This is a genomic window from Paenibacillus sp. PvR133, from assembly GCF_017833155.1.
Lineage (GTDB): Bacteria > Bacillota > Bacilli > Paenibacillales > Paenibacillaceae > Paenibacillus > Paenibacillus polymyxa_B.
Map to the genome: position 1 here is coordinate 3,617,207 of NZ_JAFIBS010000001.1, position 15,171 is coordinate 3,632,377.

Annotated in this window: 20 protein-coding genes; 17 read left to right on the plus strand and 3 right to left on the minus strand. The window is 45.0% G+C overall.

The window, feature by feature from the left end:
- The 7 genes from JOE49_RS16100 (at position 1) to JOE49_RS16130 (ending at position 4,074) form a co-directional block, all read left to right on the plus strand.
- Positions 1-378 (plus strand): DivIVA domain-containing protein, encoded by a 378-nt coding sequence (locus tag JOE49_RS16100; protein ID WP_023988297.1) that lies wholly within the window; start codon positions 1-3, stop codon positions 376-378.
- Between the two features lie 97 nt (positions 379-475).
- Positions 476-910, plus strand: coding sequence for an Rrf2 family transcriptional regulator (locus JOE49_RS16105; protein WP_013310015.1), 435 nt, complete (start codon positions 476-478; stop codon positions 908-910).
- A 23-nt stretch (positions 911-933) separates the two neighbouring features.
- A complete protein-coding gene (locus JOE49_RS16110) occupies positions 934-1,434 on the plus strand; it encodes a metallophosphoesterase family protein (RefSeq protein WP_023988298.1) in 501 nt (166 codons plus the stop codon).
- Positions 1,435-1,469: 35 nt separating this feature from the next.
- On the plus strand, positions 1,470-1,796 hold the full coding sequence (locus JOE49_RS16115; RefSeq protein ID WP_076160164.1) for a (2Fe-2S) ferredoxin domain-containing protein: 327 nt from the start codon (positions 1,470-1,472) through the stop codon (positions 1,794-1,796).
- Between the two features lie 130 nt (positions 1,797-1,926).
- Positions 1,927-2,205, plus strand: a complete 279-nt coding sequence (locus tag JOE49_RS16120) for a hypothetical protein (RefSeq protein WP_013310018.1) — start codon at positions 1,927-1,929, stop codon at positions 2,203-2,205.
- A 106-nt stretch (positions 2,206-2,311) separates the two neighbouring features.
- Positions 2,312-2,914 carry a nitroreductase family protein gene (locus JOE49_RS16125; RefSeq protein ID WP_025722870.1) on the plus strand — a complete coding sequence of 201 codons (603 nt, stop codon included), beginning with the start codon at positions 2,312-2,314 and terminating at the stop codon, positions 2,912-2,914.
- Positions 2,915-3,150: 236 nt separating this feature from the next.
- Positions 3,151-4,074: an NAD(P)/FAD-dependent oxidoreductase gene (locus tag JOE49_RS16130; RefSeq protein ID WP_209941839.1), complete on the plus strand. Its 924-nt coding sequence runs from the start codon at positions 3,151-3,153 to the stop codon at positions 4,072-4,074.
- Between the two features lie 10 nt (positions 4,075-4,084).
- On the opposite strand, the gene JOE49_RS16135 is transcribed toward JOE49_RS16130, so the two are convergent.
- Together JOE49_RS16135 and JOE49_RS16140 are read right to left on the minus strand one after the other, a co-directional pair.
- Positions 4,085-4,414 (minus strand): hypothetical protein, encoded by a 330-nt coding sequence (locus JOE49_RS16135; protein ID WP_023988302.1) that lies wholly within the window; start codon positions 4,412-4,414, stop codon positions 4,085-4,087.
- 142 nt (positions 4,415-4,556) lie between these two features.
- Entirely contained in the window at positions 4,557-4,877 is a 321-nt protein-coding gene (locus JOE49_RS16140; RefSeq protein WP_007430161.1) for a winged helix-turn-helix transcriptional regulator, read from the minus strand.
- Positions 4,878-5,167: 290 nt separating this feature from the next.
- Here JOE49_RS16140 and zwf point away from each other — a divergent pair, with 290 nt between their 5' ends.
- The 9 genes from zwf to JOE49_RS16180 all read left to right on the plus strand — a co-directional run bounded on the left by zwf (position 5,168) and on the right by JOE49_RS16180 (position 13,288).
- Positions 5,168-6,670: a glucose-6-phosphate dehydrogenase gene (zwf, locus tag JOE49_RS16145; protein WP_023988303.1), complete on the plus strand. Its 1,503-nt coding sequence runs from the start codon at positions 5,168-5,170 to the stop codon at positions 6,668-6,670.
- A 54-nt stretch (positions 6,671-6,724) separates the two neighbouring features.
- A complete protein-coding gene (gene gnd, locus JOE49_RS16150; RefSeq protein WP_053325295.1) occupies positions 6,725-7,618 on the plus strand; it encodes a phosphogluconate dehydrogenase (NAD(+)-dependent, decarboxylating) in 894 nt (297 codons plus the stop codon).
- Positions 7,619-7,774: 156 nt separating this feature from the next.
- Positions 7,775-8,449: an SOS response-associated peptidase gene (locus tag JOE49_RS16155; protein ID WP_023988305.1), complete on the plus strand. Its 675-nt coding sequence runs from the start codon at positions 7,775-7,777 to the stop codon at positions 8,447-8,449.
- A gap of 20 nt (positions 8,450-8,469) precedes the next feature.
- Positions 8,470-8,595 carry a hypothetical protein gene (locus tag JOE49_RS26680; protein ID WP_256703523.1) on the plus strand — a complete coding sequence of 42 codons (126 nt, stop codon included), beginning with the start codon at positions 8,470-8,472 and terminating at the stop codon, positions 8,593-8,595.
- A gap of 234 nt (positions 8,596-8,829) precedes the next feature.
- The gene (locus JOE49_RS16160) at positions 8,830-10,038 is read left to right on the plus strand and encodes an MFS transporter (RefSeq protein WP_209941840.1); all 1,209 of its coding nucleotides are present in this window, start codon (positions 8,830-8,832) and stop codon (positions 10,036-10,038) included.
- Between the two features lie 55 nt (positions 10,039-10,093).
- Positions 10,094-10,540, plus strand: a complete 447-nt coding sequence (locus JOE49_RS16165) for an OsmC family protein (protein ID WP_013310026.1) — start codon at positions 10,094-10,096, stop codon at positions 10,538-10,540.
- 69 nt (positions 10,541-10,609) lie between these two features.
- The gene (locus JOE49_RS16170) at positions 10,610-11,695 is read left to right on the plus strand and encodes a lactonase family protein (RefSeq protein ID WP_209941846.1); all 1,086 of its coding nucleotides are present in this window, start codon (positions 10,610-10,612) and stop codon (positions 11,693-11,695) included.
- Positions 11,696-12,449: 754 nt separating this feature from the next.
- The gene (locus JOE49_RS16175) at positions 12,450-12,605 is read left to right on the plus strand and encodes a hypothetical protein (protein WP_023988309.1); all 156 of its coding nucleotides are present in this window, start codon (positions 12,450-12,452) and stop codon (positions 12,603-12,605) included.
- A 173-nt stretch (positions 12,606-12,778) separates the two neighbouring features.
- Positions 12,779-13,288 (plus strand): hypothetical protein, encoded by a 510-nt coding sequence (locus JOE49_RS16180; protein ID WP_209941848.1) that lies wholly within the window; start codon positions 12,779-12,781, stop codon positions 13,286-13,288.
- Between the two features lie 145 nt (positions 13,289-13,433).
- Here the strand turns inward: JOE49_RS16180 and JOE49_RS16185 are convergent, their stop codons facing one another.
- A complete protein-coding gene (locus JOE49_RS16185) occupies positions 13,434-14,060 on the minus strand; it encodes an FMN-dependent NADH-azoreductase (protein WP_025723667.1) in 627 nt (208 codons plus the stop codon).
- A 240-nt stretch (positions 14,061-14,300) separates the two neighbouring features.
- Between JOE49_RS16185 and murI the strand changes: the two genes are divergently transcribed.
- A complete protein-coding gene (murI, locus tag JOE49_RS16190; RefSeq protein ID WP_076294858.1) occupies positions 14,301-15,155 on the plus strand; it encodes a glutamate racemase in 855 nt (284 codons plus the stop codon).
- Positions 15,156-15,171: the final 16 nt, after the last annotated feature.

Below are 15,171 nucleotides of genomic sequence, written 5' to 3' on the forward strand. Positions count from 1 at the left end.
ATGGATGAACATATGAAGCGTCGTCTGGATAAACAAAAGCAGTTGTTTAAACAACTGGGCATTCAGCTGGACGCGCTCTCCATTCATGAGAAACAGTTTAAGAATAAAATGCGCGGCTATGATCCGGACGAGGTGGATGCCTTTCTGGATGAAGTGATCAAGGATTATGAACGCTTTTATGCGAATATAGCCGACCTGATGGACAAGTGGCAGGAGCAGCAGGCAACCATACGTGATTTGAAAAATGCACCCAAGCCTGCGGCCGACCTTAATGGACTGGACCGTCGTCAACTGGAGGATATCGTTAAGCAGTTGGAATATAGTGTACGCCAATTAAAAGTGCGAGTACGTCCTGAAAATGACTATTTTCCGGAGTAAGGTGCAGTAAGCACTGTGTTGGTGCCTCTATTGTGGTATGATGGAAACAAGCATTTTTCCAAACATTTAATGAGGCACACACATAAAGGTGGTTAACATGAGTACCCATTTTTCCGTTAGTATCCATTGTCTGCTTCTTCTGGCTGAAGGGGCACCGGAGCGAATGACATCGTCACTTATTGCTTCCAGCATCAATACAAACCCAGTAGTTGTGAGAAGGATTATGAGCCGACTCAAACAAGCGGGTTTGGTGGATTCGTCGCCTGGAGCACGCGGCTTTCGTCTAAGCATGTCCAGTTCAAACATCAATCTGAAAATGATCTATGAGGCGACCAAGGATGAAGGTCCGTTGTTCGCCATCCATACCGACAGCAATCATAATTGTGAGGTAGGCAGGAACATAGACGCATTATTGGATGGTTTATATACCGTGGCAGAGCAGAAAATACAGGCGTTTTTCGAGACCGTTACGCTGCGAGATCTGGAGCAGGCACTTCAGCAGCGCGTGGGGCAACAAAGTTCATCCGTGTAAAGACGCTGGTAAGGAGAATTTATATGAAAATCATCGTACTTTCAGACACTCATATGCCGCATAGAAGCAAAGCGTTGCCTAGTCGGCTTGTACAGGAGTTAAAAGGCAGTGACCTCATTCTCCATGCCGGAGACTGGACGGATTGGTTCGTATATGAATGTCTAGCTGAATTTGCGCCTGTGCAAGGCATTGCTGGAAACAATGATGGAATGGACATCGTGGAGCGTTTAGGCTATCAGCGAATCGTTGAAGTTGAAGGCAAGCGGATCGGCATGGTTCACGGTCACGGCTGGCGAGGAACGACAGAAAATATCGCATTGAATACGTTTAAGGGAGAAACGCTGGATTGCCTGATTTATGGACATTCGCATATTCCGGTGGTCAAAACGATTGACGGTCAGCTTGTCCTTAATCCGGGGTCTCCGACGGACAAACGCGGCGAAGACGAATATTCATTTATCGTGCTGACGATTGAAGCTGGTCAGATGGAAGCACAGCTTGTTCTTTATCCAGATAAACATTGATTTAAAACCAACAACTGTTGATTAAAGGGGAAGCTATGGCTATTTTTGAATTAGAACCAATGAAGCATCATGTGTTGATCTGCAATGGAGGCACATGTATGCGACATGAGGGTGAAGAAGTTACACAGGCAATTCGGGATGAAATTCGTAATCAAAATGCAGAAGCATATATTCATACGACCAGAACTCGCTGTAATGGGCGTTGTCATGATGCTGCGGTTGTGATCGTATATCCTCAAGGGGACTGGTATGGTCAAATGACCCCCGACTCGGGGACTCAACTGGTGCAGAAGCTCGTAACGGGAGAGAAGCTGGAACCTCATCTTTTTCATGAGTGTACAGGTAAATCCAGCTCGGAATAATCCAATCAACCATCTATAAGAACATGAGTAGAGAAAATCTTTGCGGAGATTTTCTCTTTTTTGCGTTTAATCCTCGATGTGAAAGGTAAAAGTATACTGTGAACACCAATCCGATAGGGAGGGAAGTAAAATGGCCCCATTTGAAGATAACCTGCACGATCAGAATGAGCAGAAAGGACAGACGGGGAAAGGAACAACGGAGTCTAAACATCAGGAACAGTCGATCAATCGAGATCATGCAGAGCAGTATCCGACAGAGCAGGAAAGCTTGTTTGACCGTTTTGAGATTGAGCAGACGGTAGACGCCATTCCCGTAGAGGATTTGAAGATGGAAAGGCAGGAGGAGAGAGACAAGGATGCAACCAAGCACACCTCTTCCAGTGAGAAAAAATATAATGGTGGCGTATAATCATCAACTAACTGGTAATATTTAAAAAGAAATCTCTTGACTTTAAGATATATGTAATGTATATTAAGTTACGAAAAGTAATTAATTTTTCTCAGGAGGTAACAAAATGGCTAAAGACTTCTTCACAGCTCTGAAAGACAGACGCTCCTATTATGGTATTAGCAAAGAACAGGTCATTTCTGACCAACGGATTCAAGAGATTGTAGAGGAAGCTGTTAAGTATACACCTACCTCTTTCAACTCCCAAACTTCACGTGCTGTAGTGTTGCTCGGAGAGCATCATGATAAACTGTGGAATATTACAGAAGATATTTTGCGTGAGGTTGTAGGCAATGAGGAGCAATTCAAGTCTACTGCCGAGAAAATGAACGGTTTCCGCAGCGGATACGGAACAGTCTTGTTCTTTGAAGACAATAACGTGGTAGCTGGTCTGCAACAACAATTTGAAGCCTATGCGGACAATTTCCCAATCTGGTCCAACCAATCTAATGGTATGTTGCAATTGGTAGTATGGACGGCTCTGGAGCAAGAAGGACTGGGGGCATCCCTTCAGCATTACAACCCATTGATTGATGAAAAAGTGAAAAACGAATGGAACATTCCTGAGCATTGGAAACTGATTGCTGAAATGCCATTTGGTAAACCGACATTCCAACCAGGTGAAAAAGAATTCCAGCCTGTTGAGGAACGCGTAAAAACATTTAAATAATGTTCACGATAAAATGACGTTTCAGGTTCAGCCTGATTAGAGCACTGTGGTTATCTACAGTGCTCTTTGTCATTCTATTTTTAAGGCATGTAAGCTTTTGATATATACGGACACAGGGGTTAATTCATCCGTTAGTGGGTGATATTATGTTTAAAATTGGATGAGAAGTTTACATAGGTGTTATTGCGATTTTATGCAGATGTCTAGGATAACGCGCATTCAAAGGAGGAAAAGTGATGAACTATGATTGCATTATTGTTGGTGGGGGAATTGCCGGATTGCAAGCAGCGATTCAATTGGGGAGATACAGCAGTCATCGAGTTCTAGTGATAGATTCGGGCTATGGTCGATCTACGCTGTGCCACCAGTATCATAATATTTTGGGCTTTCCTGACGGAATTTCTGGTGAAGAGCTGCGACGGCTTGGACGTAGTGAAGCCACGAAACTAGGTACTGAATTTGTTGAAGGGAAGGCGGTAAAAGCCGCCAAAAGAGATGAGCTTTTTGACATTCAAGTGGAGGGAGGATCCGTGTATTCGTCAAAAACGCTACTGTTGGCGACAGGGCTAACGGACCGTTTTCCAAAGCTGGATGGGTTACAAGCCTGCTTGGGCAACAGTGTATATGTGTGCCCGGATTGTGACGGTTATGAGGTTCAGGATCGCAGTACGGTCGTTATGGGGGCAGGCAAAGCAGGAGCTTCCATGGCTCTGATTTTATCAGCGCGCACCGATCAACTTGTTTATGTCAATCATGAGCGTTCAGAGGTGCCGGACGAGCTGATCGTAAAGCTGCGGGAAAAAGGGATTGGCTATAAGGAAGCAGTCATTTCAGAGATTATAACCGGAGAATGGGGCTGTTTTGAAGGAGTGCGGCTGGCTGATGGACATGTGGTTCGAGCAGAGCGGGGCTTTTTAGCCTTTGGCAGCAATCACGTTCATTCAGAGCTGGCGGAGCAACTGGGTGTACATCTGCTGCATAATAAGCATATTGAGACTCATCCTCGCAGCAAAATGACAAATGTGGAAAATGTATGGGTAGCCGGGGACTTAGGAGCTCATGCCGAGCAAGCGACTGTGGCGATGGGAGAAGGAGCTATGTCAGCGATTTGGATACACAAGGTATTAACTGGTATTAGAACAAAAGAACCGCAGCTCTGAGAGCTGCGGTTTAGAACGATGGGTGTGTACTCGTTGGGAGTTGAAGTTCGAAGCGTTTTAATTGATCGCTCATGCCGTACTTACGTAAAATTTCCGTCTGTTTGTTGCCGATAAGATCAAAATGCGGATAGGGCTGACGCTGATGAATATATTGGGGGTTCAATCCGTTATGGTTGCACCATAAGCGCAGCTTGTCCAAATCAGAACATCCCACCTTGGTGACGGTTGTAATGCCTGGAAAGCGATCATCCAGCCAGTAATGTGTCAGGAAAGCAATTTCACCACGACTGACCTCTCTTTTCCAGGCCATAAGCTCCTGCCGGGTAATGCCAAATGCCATCGTTCTCATCCTTCCTTGGCTCATTCTGAAATCATGAGCTGTTGCGCGGTTGTTCCATTATTTTCGTACTATAGTTTGTATTATGATCCACATGGGGTAACACAATAACAGGAGACCCTGTGTGACGACCTCCTGTTAGCGGTTAAAGCCATCTCTCGGCCCAGCTCTCCACACCATTTAATGCATCACCTAGCTCTTTACCCTTGCGTGTCAGCGAATACTCGGTACGCACAGGCCGCTCTGTGATGACATTGCGAAGGATCAGGCCGGAAAGCTCTAGTTCCTTGATACGTTCGTTCAGCATGCGTTTACTAAGATCAGGTATGGAGACGTGAATTTCACTAAATCGTTTGGGATGTTCCATCAAAGTATGAATGATGAGAGCGGTCCATTTTTTGCTGATGATCTGAAAGGACTGTTCCACCTTACCGCACAAAAGCTTAGGCTGCCTGTCGTCGCTCATCTGAATCCCCTCAATTTCATTGTTGTTTTAAACAGTATACTAAAAGTAACTCTGTATACCAATAGTAACTATAACGCTTTGTATCAACTGTGACATATTTAACAGTTTTTTCTCTTTCCTTTCGTCAATCATACCACAGAAAACGTTATCATTACAGGATATATCGAATGTTCACGATTTCGCTAAAATTTGATTGACTTGCCCCTTATTTTGGGTGTATTATGGGTTACGTTAATTCCTCAGGTAACTTTTAATAACCTCATCTTTATAATGGGAAGAAGGAATATTTCATGGATTCAATGACATTTGTCTTATTTGGAGCGACAGGGGATTTGGCGAAACGCAAAATTTACCCTGCCTTGTATAATTTGTTTGTAGAAGGTAAAATTCCGGCTTCCTTTTCTGTAATTGGGATGGGGCGTCGTGAAGTGGCGGACGAGCAATTTCAAAGTAATGTAGAGCAATCCATTAAGGATTTTTCCAGACACGTGAATGAAGACCGTGCACAGATGGATCAGTTCTTAAGTGCTTTCCGTTACAGCGCATTGAACGTCAACCACCCGGAAGATTATAAAAAGCTGCTGCAGCTTGCTGAGCAACGTGAAAATGACTTGGGAATTCCGGGGAACCGCATGTTTTACTTATCGGTGGCACCGGAATTTTTTGATGTGATTGCCCTCAATATTCGGGAGAGTGGTTTAGCTGAAACAAAGGGTTGGAAACGGCTCATTATCGAAAAACCATTTGGACATGATCTGGAATCAGCACGTGAGCTGAATGATCGCCTGAGCAGAACATTTGCTGAGGATGAGATTTATCGTATTGACCATTACTTAGGTAAGCCCATGGTACAAAACCTGGAAGCCTTAAAATTTGCTAATCCATTGCTTCAAGGGATATGGAACAATCAATACATCGCCAATGTGCAAATTACCGCATCCGAGACTGTAGGGGTGGAGGAGCGAGCAGGATACTATGATCATTCTGGCGCTATTCGTGATATGGTACAAAATCACATGCTACAGGTGTTGATGATGACGGCTATGAACAAGCCGGGACATGTCACGGCTGACCAGGTGCGTGATGAAAAAAGCAAGGTGATGGACGCGCTTCGTGCACTTGATCCTTCCGATATTGCTTCCAACGTGGTTAGAGGCCAATATACCAACGGTGAGATCAACGGAAAAGCAGTTCCTTCCTATAATGAAGAGCCGGACATCGGTCCTGATTCACAAAATGATACTTTCATTTCAGCTCGCCTATGGATTGACAACGAACAATGGTCGGGTGTACCTTTCTATATTCGTACTGGCAAACGCATGAAAGAAAAATCTACTCGTATCGTTGTGGAATTCAAAAAGGACAGCACAGATCCTTATGCCGCTCAAGGGCAACCGACTGACCCGAACTTGCTGATCATCCATGTTAACCCGGATGAAAAGGTAACGCTGCGTCTGAATAGCAGAGACCCGTTAAACGCTGGTCAACTGGAAACGGTTCTGATGAATTATCATTCCGAGGCCAAGGATGTACCAGAAGCCTATGAGCGCCTCATCTTTGATGCGCTGCGCGGCGATTCCACCTTTTTTGCTCATTGGAACGAAGTTGAGCTTTCATGGGTGTGGGTTCAACCTGTACTGGAAGCTTTTGCTCGTGGTGAGGTTCCACTTCATACGTATGCAGCAGGCTCTTACGGTCCAGAAGCTTCAGATCAATTGTTGGAAGAGCAAGGCTTTACATGGTGGCTGGACGAAAAGTCCGAAAGCACTGAAAAAGCAGTCGTTCGTTCTTAACATCAATAAGAAAGTATATACAAAATATGTTTGCTACGGCAGGAGGCCTTTACAATGCAAGTAGGATTAATTGGTTTGGGAAAAATGGGCTTAAATCTCGGGAAAAATTTGATCGATCATAAGCATGAACTTGTGGCTTACGACGTCAATGCAGCCGCCATCCAAGAAATGAAGGATTATGGAGCTACAGGTGCTTCCACATTGGAAGAGCTTGTACAGGCAACTCAATCCCCTAGAGTATTGTGGATTATGGTTCCTCACCAAATTGTGGATTCTGTGCTGGATCAGCTTCAGCCGATGTTGTCCAAAGGAGACATCATTATTGAAGGTGGTAATTCTCATTACAAAGAGTCTATTGCTCGCCATGCCCGTCTTCAAGAATATGGTATCAGCTTCATGGATGCTGGAACCTCAGGCGGGATGGAAGGCGCACGCAATGGCGCTTGTTACATGATCGGTGGCGATCCGGAAGCTTGGGCGGTTGTTGAGCCTATTTTCCGCGACACAGCAGTGGAAAACGGATATCTGTATGCAGGTAAATCCGGAAGCGGACATTTTCTGAAAATGGTTCATAACGGTGTGGAATACGGCATGATGGCTTCCATCGGTGAAGGATTTGAAGTGCTGGAAAAAAGCAGCTTTGACTTTGATTATGAACAAGTAGCGCGTGTGTGGAACAACGGTTCTGTTATTCGCTCTTGGCTGATGGGCTTGACTGAACGGGCATTCTCCAAAGATGCAAACCTGGACGAAATCCGTGGGGTTATGCACTCTTCTGGTGAAGGAAAATGGACGGTTGAGGAAGCGCTGGACATTCAGGCTGCAACTCCAGTCATTGCTTTGTCCCTGCTGATGCGCTACCGTTCTCTTGATGCGGACACGTTCAACGGGAAAGTGGTTGCTGCGCTGCGCAATGAATTTGGCGGTCACGCGGTAGAAAAGAAGTAATAACGATATAAGCTAGTATCTATCCCCGTAGCTTCACAACTGCGGGGATATTGCTATATGTTTTGTCGTTTATTGGATGTTTGCAAAACCTGCATATGCATATTTTTCCTTGTATATCCGCACAATAGATGAAAAAGGCGGAAGGATGAATAGCGTATGTGCAAAAGGTTTTCGTTATCGGCTGATTTGGATGAGGTAAGGGATCATTTTGGTATACAACGGGTGATGTATTATTACAAAACACGCTATAACATGAGTCCCACTCAGCATGTTCCAATTGTGCTGCATCAGGATGGAGAACGGGTACTTGATGAATTTCGCTGGGGATTTATTCCCTACTGGGGCAAGGATTGTGTCAATGCAGACTTGAATACGGTTCGGGTAAATCCGAGTTATCGCAAGATGGCGGAAACCCGACGTTGTATTATTCCATGCAATGGATTTTATTATTGGCGCAAATTGGGTAAACGCATGTGTGCTGTACGGGTGGTACTGCCGGAACAGAAGATGTTTGCGGTCGCGGGACTATATGAAGTATGGCAGGATAGTCGTAAGGAGCCTTTACGCACCTGTACGATGATGACAGTTCATGCCAATACGGATATACGTGAATTCGATACCCGTATGCCGGCTATTTTGGAAGCTGATCATATAGATTCATGGTTGGACCCGTCTGTCCAGAACATAGATGAGCTGTTGCCTCTACTGCGCACGTATGAGCAAGGAGACATGAGTATCTATCCAGTGACCCCACTGGTGGCCAATGATGAACATGATAACCGTGAATGTATTCAGGAAATGGATTTGCAGTGGTCCTGGATTAAACCTTAAACGTATGGAGATTTTCATCCATGATTGATCATAAGCTTCCCGCCACCTGCATAGGTATGTATTGGGGAACAAGCGTCATGATCCGGGGAGAGGGGAAACGGCCGAAGGAGTATCTCATGTGGGATGGAGGCGATTGGAATGAGTAACGATACACTCATCCAGCTGCTAGTGCTCATGGTGACGATCATCGGTCTGGTCCAAAACCGGTAAGTGGCAGGTTCCAGAAGGCGGGAGAATTGCCGTAGGCAATCTTCCGTTTTTTTCTGTGTTAAAAAGCTCGCAGATTAAGGAAGCTTACGGTACAATAGATGCTAGGCTACAGGTGACAAGACACCTGAATATACGTCTACATACGATATATTTTTAAGGGAGAGCGAATCATGAGTGAATTAACTTCATTACCACCAGCCAAAAAAAGAAAATTGCTGTTTAGCGCAGGGCTCAGCTGGTTGTTTGATGCTATGGATGTGGGGCTGCTTTCATTTATAGTCGCAGCGTTGGCAAAGGAGTGGCATCTGGGATCTGAGCAAATTGGACTGCTGACTGCAATGAATTCGATAGGAATGGTGTTCGGAGCCGCTTTGGCGGGGATTTTGGCGGATCGTTACGGCAGACGCGCCATATTAGTGTGGACATTGTTGATCTTTTCTATTGCCAGCGGCTTATCAGCTTTGGCGACAGGACTCGGAATGCTGCTGGTGCTGCGTTTTATTGCTGGTGCAGGCTTGGGCGGGGAATTGCCTGTTGCTTCGACGCTGGTGTCAGAATCAGTGCCTGTAAAAGAACGAGGAAGAGCGGTTGTCCTGCTGGAAAGCTTCTGGGCGGCAGGCTGGATCCTTTCGGCTCTTATTGCTTATTTTGTTATTCCGAAGTATGGTTGGCAAATGGCATTTATTCTCGGCGCAGTACCTGCGCTGTACGCTCTTTATCTGCGCAGAGCTATTGATGATTCACCGCGTTACAAGCAGCAAAGCGTTAAACTTCCGCTGCGTGCACGATTGGCTTCGATTTGGTCGGGACCCCATCGCAAGTCTACGCTGATGCTGTGGATTTTATGGTTCACAGTTGTATTTTCATACTACGGCATGTTCCTGTGGCTACCGAGCATTATGTTTATGAAAGGTTTCGAACTGGTTAAAAGCTTTGAATATGTACTGATCATGACGCTTGCGCAACTACCAGGTTACTTTACCGCCGCCTATCTAATTGAAAAGCTGGGGCGCAAATTCGTACTGATCATCTACTTGCTGCTCACAGCAGTGTCCGCCATTTGGTTCGGCACCTCGGAAACGGCGGGAATGCTGCTAGCTGCTGGTATCTGCTTGTCCTTTTTTAATCTCGGTGCTTGGGGAGCCATGTACGCTTATACTCCGGAATTGTACCCGACAGCGGTCCGTTCTACCGGTGTGGGTATGGCGGCTGCGTTTGGCCGTATTGGAGGCGTTATCGGGCCTTTTGCGGTCGGTATACTCGTAGGACAAGGCGTAGCGTTACCATCTATCTTTGTGATTTTCTTCGTAGCTATCTTGATCGGAGCAGTGGCTGTATGGTTGCTGGGTACGGAAACCAAAAACCAGGAGATTGACTAACCTTTACATTCACCTGTGTAAAGATTCATAATATAAGAGAGAGGAGTGACCTGAAATGGAGCATACCTTTCTGCTCAAGGCAGACTGGAACGGGGGGCGCAACAGCGACGGCCGTATTGAGGCTGGACAGTTGCGGACTGCAATTTCGATCCCGGCTGAGATGGGAGGCCCTGGTGTGGGCACCAATCCAGATGAAATGCTGCTCGGTGCCGCCGCTACCTGCTATTTGATTACGTTGGCGGCTATGATGGAGCGCGCGAGTCTCCCGGTGGCATCACTGGCGCTGGAATCCGAAGGGATTGTCGATGTAACAAACAATATTTTTACATATCGCCGAATTGTGCATCGTCCGCAGGTTCAATTGGCCGCCGATGCGACAGAATCGCAGATCGAACAAGCATTGCGACTGGCAGAGCAGGCAGAAACCTCATGCATGATCTCGCGTGCCGTAGCGGGAAATGTGGCGTTGTCCACAGAGCCCGTGGTGGAGCGCGCCTCTTAAAGCGATATTTGTAACAGGAGCAATCATTCCAATTGCCCATCATTTTTTTAATCCAAGGAGGACACAACCATGACAGCACAACAAAAATTGCTCGTATTCGCAGGCTCTTACGCCGAATTGGAAGGTAACGGAGTTTATTCGTACACTTTTAATGAACAGACAGGAGCACTTACACTACAGGATGAGTTCTCCGGCTTGAAAAATCCTACATTCCTGAATGTGGACGTCAAAAATCGGAAGCTGTATTCCATTGGAGAGACGACTTCTGCTGCAGGAGCGAAAGTAGGCGAAGCCTCTGCTTTCGAAATTGACCCAGTTAAAGGAACATTTACATTGCTGAATCGTGCGGAAAACGTGGGTGCAACAACTTGCCACATTCAGCGTGATCCATCTGATCGCTACCTTATTGTAGTCAGCTACCATGGAGGTATGGTGGGACTGGTGTCTCTTACTGAGGACGGACGTATCGGTGAGTTGCTAGATGTTAAACAGCATGAGGGCAAAGGAGCGCATCCTGAACGTCAGGATCGTCCACATCCACATTCCAGTTTCTTTAGTCCGGATGGCCGCTTCCTGTTCGTACAAGATCTCGGTCTGGATCTGATCCGCGTTTACACCATTGATGACAGCAAAGGACAACTGGTGCTTCATGGTGAAACGAAAACCCATGCAGGTGCAGGTCCACGTCATTTGACGTTCCACCCGAATGGTAAATTTGCTTTTGTCATTAACGAAGTGGATTCTTCCATTACTTCTTTTGCATACGATGCAGAGGCTGGCAAGCTCACTGAGCTTGAGAGCGTACCGACATTGCCGTCTGACTTTACAGGTGAAAACACAACTGCTGAAATTGCGATTTCGGGGGATGGAGCTTATCTGTACGGTTCCAACCGCGGGCATGACAGCATTGTGGTATACGCTGTAGACGGAGCAAATGGCAAGTTGAGCTTGGTCGAGCATGTATCTGCCGAAGGGGAGCATCCACGCCATTTTGCTTTGACTCCAAATGGTGACCATATGCTCGTGGCCAACCGCGACACCAACAACATTGTTACGTTCAAAGTGGACAAGGCAAGTGGACGCTTGACCTACACTGGGGAACAAGTAACCGTGTCCAAGCCAGTATGCGTACAGCCTTTTTACTTTTCTGTGTAAAAGGAGCGCTACATTTATATCATGCGGAGTGGTTAAGTGATAGTGATGCGGATAATGGTCGCTACGAGGACGGATCATTCTTCCGATCGCTGTTGCCCCCAGATTTCTTGTTTGTATGTTCAAGGGTAGAAATCCGGAGACAAAGGCGAACGCTCCGCTTCTTCAGAACAATTCCGTCCTCTCCGCTGCTTTAGTGCTTTTGGCGACCATTTTTTTATGCAGAAACAATAACTGAATACGTATATGTTGATGGTACTGATAGATTAACCAAGCATAGAAAATTTTTTAGTGAAAACGGCTCGTAGGATAACCTACAGCCGTTTTTATTTTAGGGCTTAGTCATTTCAAAAGAAGTCACTACCTACAAAAATAATATAAAATTTTATGGTTACAAATAAGATACGAATAATCTCGGCAGGAAAAGGGTACATATGTTATAAGCGGGACAAGAATCTCTCAAGCACTCCGATAATGCAAATCTAGGACAAGCATTGTGAGTTCCATATAAGGGTTAGAGGCTTAAAATAAAAGTATTATATTTGGCCTAAGTATTAGTTTAGGTGGTTGGCTTTTTTAGAGGCAAACTCATGAAAAATGAGCAATGGCAAGGATAAACTGAGTAACGAAGCCGGCAGATGGATTTCGGAGAAGCGATCAAGCTCCAACAGCGATCGGAGAAACCATCTGATCGCGAAGTGGGACACACAAATCGACAGCCTTGGATTGCTCATATTTTACAGGAGGAGGAAACGAAATGAAAATTATCATTACGCAAAAGGAAGCCGTCGACAAAGGAATATGGACAGAGATCATGGGGATGTTTGCTGTAACCAAAGAGGACGAAGTATGGCAAAATGAAGAGTTTATTCTCACCGAAGAACAGGCACGTCAGGTCGGGTTATTAAGATAGCAAAGATAAATAGGACATGTTATCAAGTTTTAAGACCAAGTCTTAAAAAATCGTAACTTCTTTTTTATGTATCTGATACACTTTTTAACCGTGCAACGTTTATGATAAGTACACAAGGGTAATGAAGCTTACAGACACCGTGTACATACCCAAACGGCAAGGAGAGATCAGACATGATGAAACTAGCTTCGAAATGGACCGTATTGGCTTTAATGATGATGCTGATTACGACGGCAGGGGCAACAGCGCAAGGCTACACGCCTGTAGCAGCTGCTGAAAATCAGGAGACCGTATATATAAACCAAATGGAGATTCGTGACGGACAAATTTATTTGTCGGCAGACCCGATTGAATGGTATGAAGGCGCGGCAGCTGACAAAGCATTATTGGAGCATGAAGGAAATACAGGATTGGATGGAGCTCCAGACGGCTATTACATCGTAAACAATTCCGTGCAAAATGACGTGTATCAGGTTGCACCAGATGCTTCGGTAGAGGTGCAGATTTATGATCACACGGGTAACATAGAAGATACAGACGTGCAATGGAACGAATCGATTCCTCTGGCACAGTTTGAGAAAGATTTTGCTAAAAAGGACGTTCTGGACCTCAGTCAATTTCCATACCATATTACGCTTCGTGAGGGTAAAGTTATAAAAATCGTGCAGCAATTCATTCCTTAAAATAGAAGTAATCTCATTTCACAAACACGTGCTTTCACTTGATCATAGATCAGGGGAGCACGTGTTTTTTTATACTTTATAACAAAAAAAGAGGATATCCAGCCCATATAGGGCGCGGATATCCTCTTCTCTTCATAATATATGATTAGAACGATTTTGCTGTGTCTACTGCACGTTGTACAGCAGAAGCAACGATTTCTTGTGCTTGATCTGGAGATTGATTATGTCCTTCCAGAACAACTTTCACGATGTCTTTCACTCCGAAGAAGGATAAGATGTTGTTCATGAAGTTCAAAGACATTTCAGCTGCAGCAGCTGGTCCTTCGGAATAAACGCCGCCTCTTGCATTCAGCAGGGCTACTTTAGTTTCAGTTACGAGACCAACAGGACCTTCAGCAGTGTATTTGAATGTTTTACCAGCTTGGTTCAGGTAGTCAATGTACGTATGCAGTACAGCTGGAATCGTCATGTTCCAGAGCGGGAAAGCAAATACGACTTTGTCTGCTGCCAGGAATTGATCCAGGTAGCCATTAGCAATGTTTGCCAGGCGAGCTTCTTCTGCGTTCAGCTCCATGCCTCTAGCGGATTTGAACGTGCCGTTGATCATGTTAGCGTTCAAATAAGGAAGCTCGACGGAGAACAGGTCCAGCTCAGTGATTTCATCAGTTGGGTGGGAAGACTTGTAGCTTTCTACGAAGGCGTTATACAATTTAACTGTTGCAGATTCTTCAGCTGTACGATCATTAGCTTTAACAAATAATACTTTAGACATGATTTATTTCCCCCTAAGTAAGTTGAATAAGTAAGTTAAGTTAGTAAGTTACCAAGTAATATTACAATATAAAGATAATATCTGTCAACACTTTTATATTAAATTTACTTTGAAAAGCTACTTTATTTTTTACACTGAAAATTTTACGTGTTTCTTTTGCAAAATATCAGTTTTGCGGTAAAATTTAAATGTAAAGTTTAATGAAGAGAATGGTTTGAGTAGGCGAAGAAGAAAATGAACATGGTGCCAGCAAGATATAGCACAATAGTTGAACGAAAAAAGGTGAGTAGCTTGAAGATAGGTTTTTTTGATTCAGGATTAGGTGGAATTACAGTATTGTCCGAGGCACTAAGACGTTTGCCAAACGAAAATTTTGTATACATGGCGGATACCCTCCATGTGCCTTACGGGACGAAAACTCCCCAAGAGGTGCTTGGTTATGTCAAGGCTTCAGTACAAACGATTCTAAAAGAAGATGTTAAGGCATTGGTAATTGCCTGCAATACGGCTACAAGTATCGCGGTTGCGGAGCTAAGGAAAGAATATCCTATTCCGATTATTGGTATGGAGCCAGCAGTGAAGCCAGCGGTCGAGATGAACCGATCCAATGGTAAAAGAGTTCTGGTGTTAGCCACACCATTGACCTTGAAACAATCCTGTTATGCAGCGCTGGTATCCAGGGTTGACGATCATGGGAGCGTGGACTCACTACCTCTGCCGGAGCTAGTACATTATTGCGAACAGTTGAATTTTGATCGGGCAGAAATGTCCGAATATTTTAACCGTGAGCTGTCTTCGTTCAATCTCGACATATACGGTACGGTGGTATTGGGGTGTACCCATTATCCTTTTTATAAGGAGATTCTAAGGGAACTACTGCCTTCTCATATTCAGTTAATTGACGGGAGCCAGGGAACAGTTAGACGGTTGAAACAGGTGTTGTCTGAGCGTAATTTGCTGGAGCCTTCGCCAAAATCCGGTCCATCGCAGGAGGGACACATTACATTTCTATGTTCTAGTCAGGATGAGACCTATGTGCATAAGATGGAGCGGGCGCTTGAAATCTATGCGGAGCATGAAAAGATTTATTTTTAAAAGAAGAGCGGCTGGC

What these genes read in the sequence shown, in the direction of transcription:
- JOE49_RS16125 (WP_025722870.1), top strand. Translation starts at nt 2,312, where the DNA reads ATGGCTAAAGACTTCTTCACAGCTCTGAAAGACAGACGCTCCTATTAT.
- JOE49_RS16175 (WP_023988309.1), top strand. Translation starts at nt 12,450, where the DNA reads ATGAAAATTATCATTACGCAAAAGGAAGCCGTCGACAAAGGAATATGG.
- JOE49_RS16185 (WP_025723667.1), bottom strand. Translation starts at nt 14,060, where the DNA reads ATGTCTAAAGTATTATTTGTTAAAGCTAATGATCGTACAGCTGAAGAA.
- JOE49_RS26680 (WP_256703523.1), top strand. Translation starts at nt 8,470, where the DNA reads ATGATTGATCATAAGCTTCCCGCCACCTGCATAGGTATGTATTGGGGA.
- JOE49_RS16180 (WP_209941848.1), top strand. Translation starts at nt 12,779, where the DNA reads ATGATGAAACTAGCTTCGAAATGGACCGTATTGGCTTTAATGATGATG.
- gnd (WP_053325295.1), top strand. Translation starts at nt 6,725, where the DNA reads ATGCAAGTAGGATTAATTGGTTTGGGAAAAATGGGCTTAAATCTCGGG.
- JOE49_RS16155 (WP_023988305.1), top strand. Translation starts at nt 7,775, where the DNA reads ATGTGCAAAAGGTTTTCGTTATCGGCTGATTTGGATGAGGTAAGGGAT.
- JOE49_RS16165 (WP_013310026.1), top strand. Translation starts at nt 10,094, where the DNA reads ATGGAGCATACCTTTCTGCTCAAGGCAGACTGGAACGGGGGGCGCAAC.
- JOE49_RS16120 (WP_013310018.1), top strand. Translation starts at nt 1,927, where the DNA reads ATGGCCCCATTTGAAGATAACCTGCACGATCAGAATGAGCAGAAAGGA.
- JOE49_RS16130 (WP_209941839.1), top strand. Translation starts at nt 3,151, where the DNA reads ATGAACTATGATTGCATTATTGTTGGTGGGGGAATTGCCGGATTGCAA.
- JOE49_RS16105 (WP_013310015.1), top strand. Translation starts at nt 476, where the DNA reads ATGAGTACCCATTTTTCCGTTAGTATCCATTGTCTGCTTCTTCTGGCT.
- JOE49_RS16100 (WP_023988297.1), top strand. Translation starts at nt 1, where the DNA reads ATGGATGAACATATGAAGCGTCGTCTGGATAAACAAAAGCAGTTGTTT.
- murI (WP_076294858.1), top strand. Translation starts at nt 14,301, where the DNA reads ATGGTGCCAGCAAGATATAGCACAATAGTTGAACGAAAAAAGGTGAGT.
- JOE49_RS16170 (WP_209941846.1), top strand. Translation starts at nt 10,610, where the DNA reads ATGACAGCACAACAAAAATTGCTCGTATTCGCAGGCTCTTACGCCGAA.
- JOE49_RS16115 (WP_076160164.1), top strand. Translation starts at nt 1,470, where the DNA reads ATGGCTATTTTTGAATTAGAACCAATGAAGCATCATGTGTTGATCTGC.
- JOE49_RS16110 (WP_023988298.1), top strand. Translation starts at nt 934, where the DNA reads ATGAAAATCATCGTACTTTCAGACACTCATATGCCGCATAGAAGCAAA.
- JOE49_RS16160 (WP_209941840.1), top strand. Translation starts at nt 8,830, where the DNA reads ATGAGTGAATTAACTTCATTACCACCAGCCAAAAAAAGAAAATTGCTG.
- JOE49_RS16135 (WP_023988302.1), bottom strand. Translation starts at nt 4,414, where the DNA reads ATGGCATTTGGCATTACCCGGCAGGAGCTTATGGCCTGGAAAAGAGAG.
- JOE49_RS16140 (WP_007430161.1), bottom strand. Translation starts at nt 4,877, where the DNA reads ATGAGCGACGACAGGCAGCCTAAGCTTTTGTGCGGTAAGGTGGAACAG.
- zwf (WP_023988303.1), top strand. Translation starts at nt 5,168, where the DNA reads ATGGATTCAATGACATTTGTCTTATTTGGAGCGACAGGGGATTTGGCG.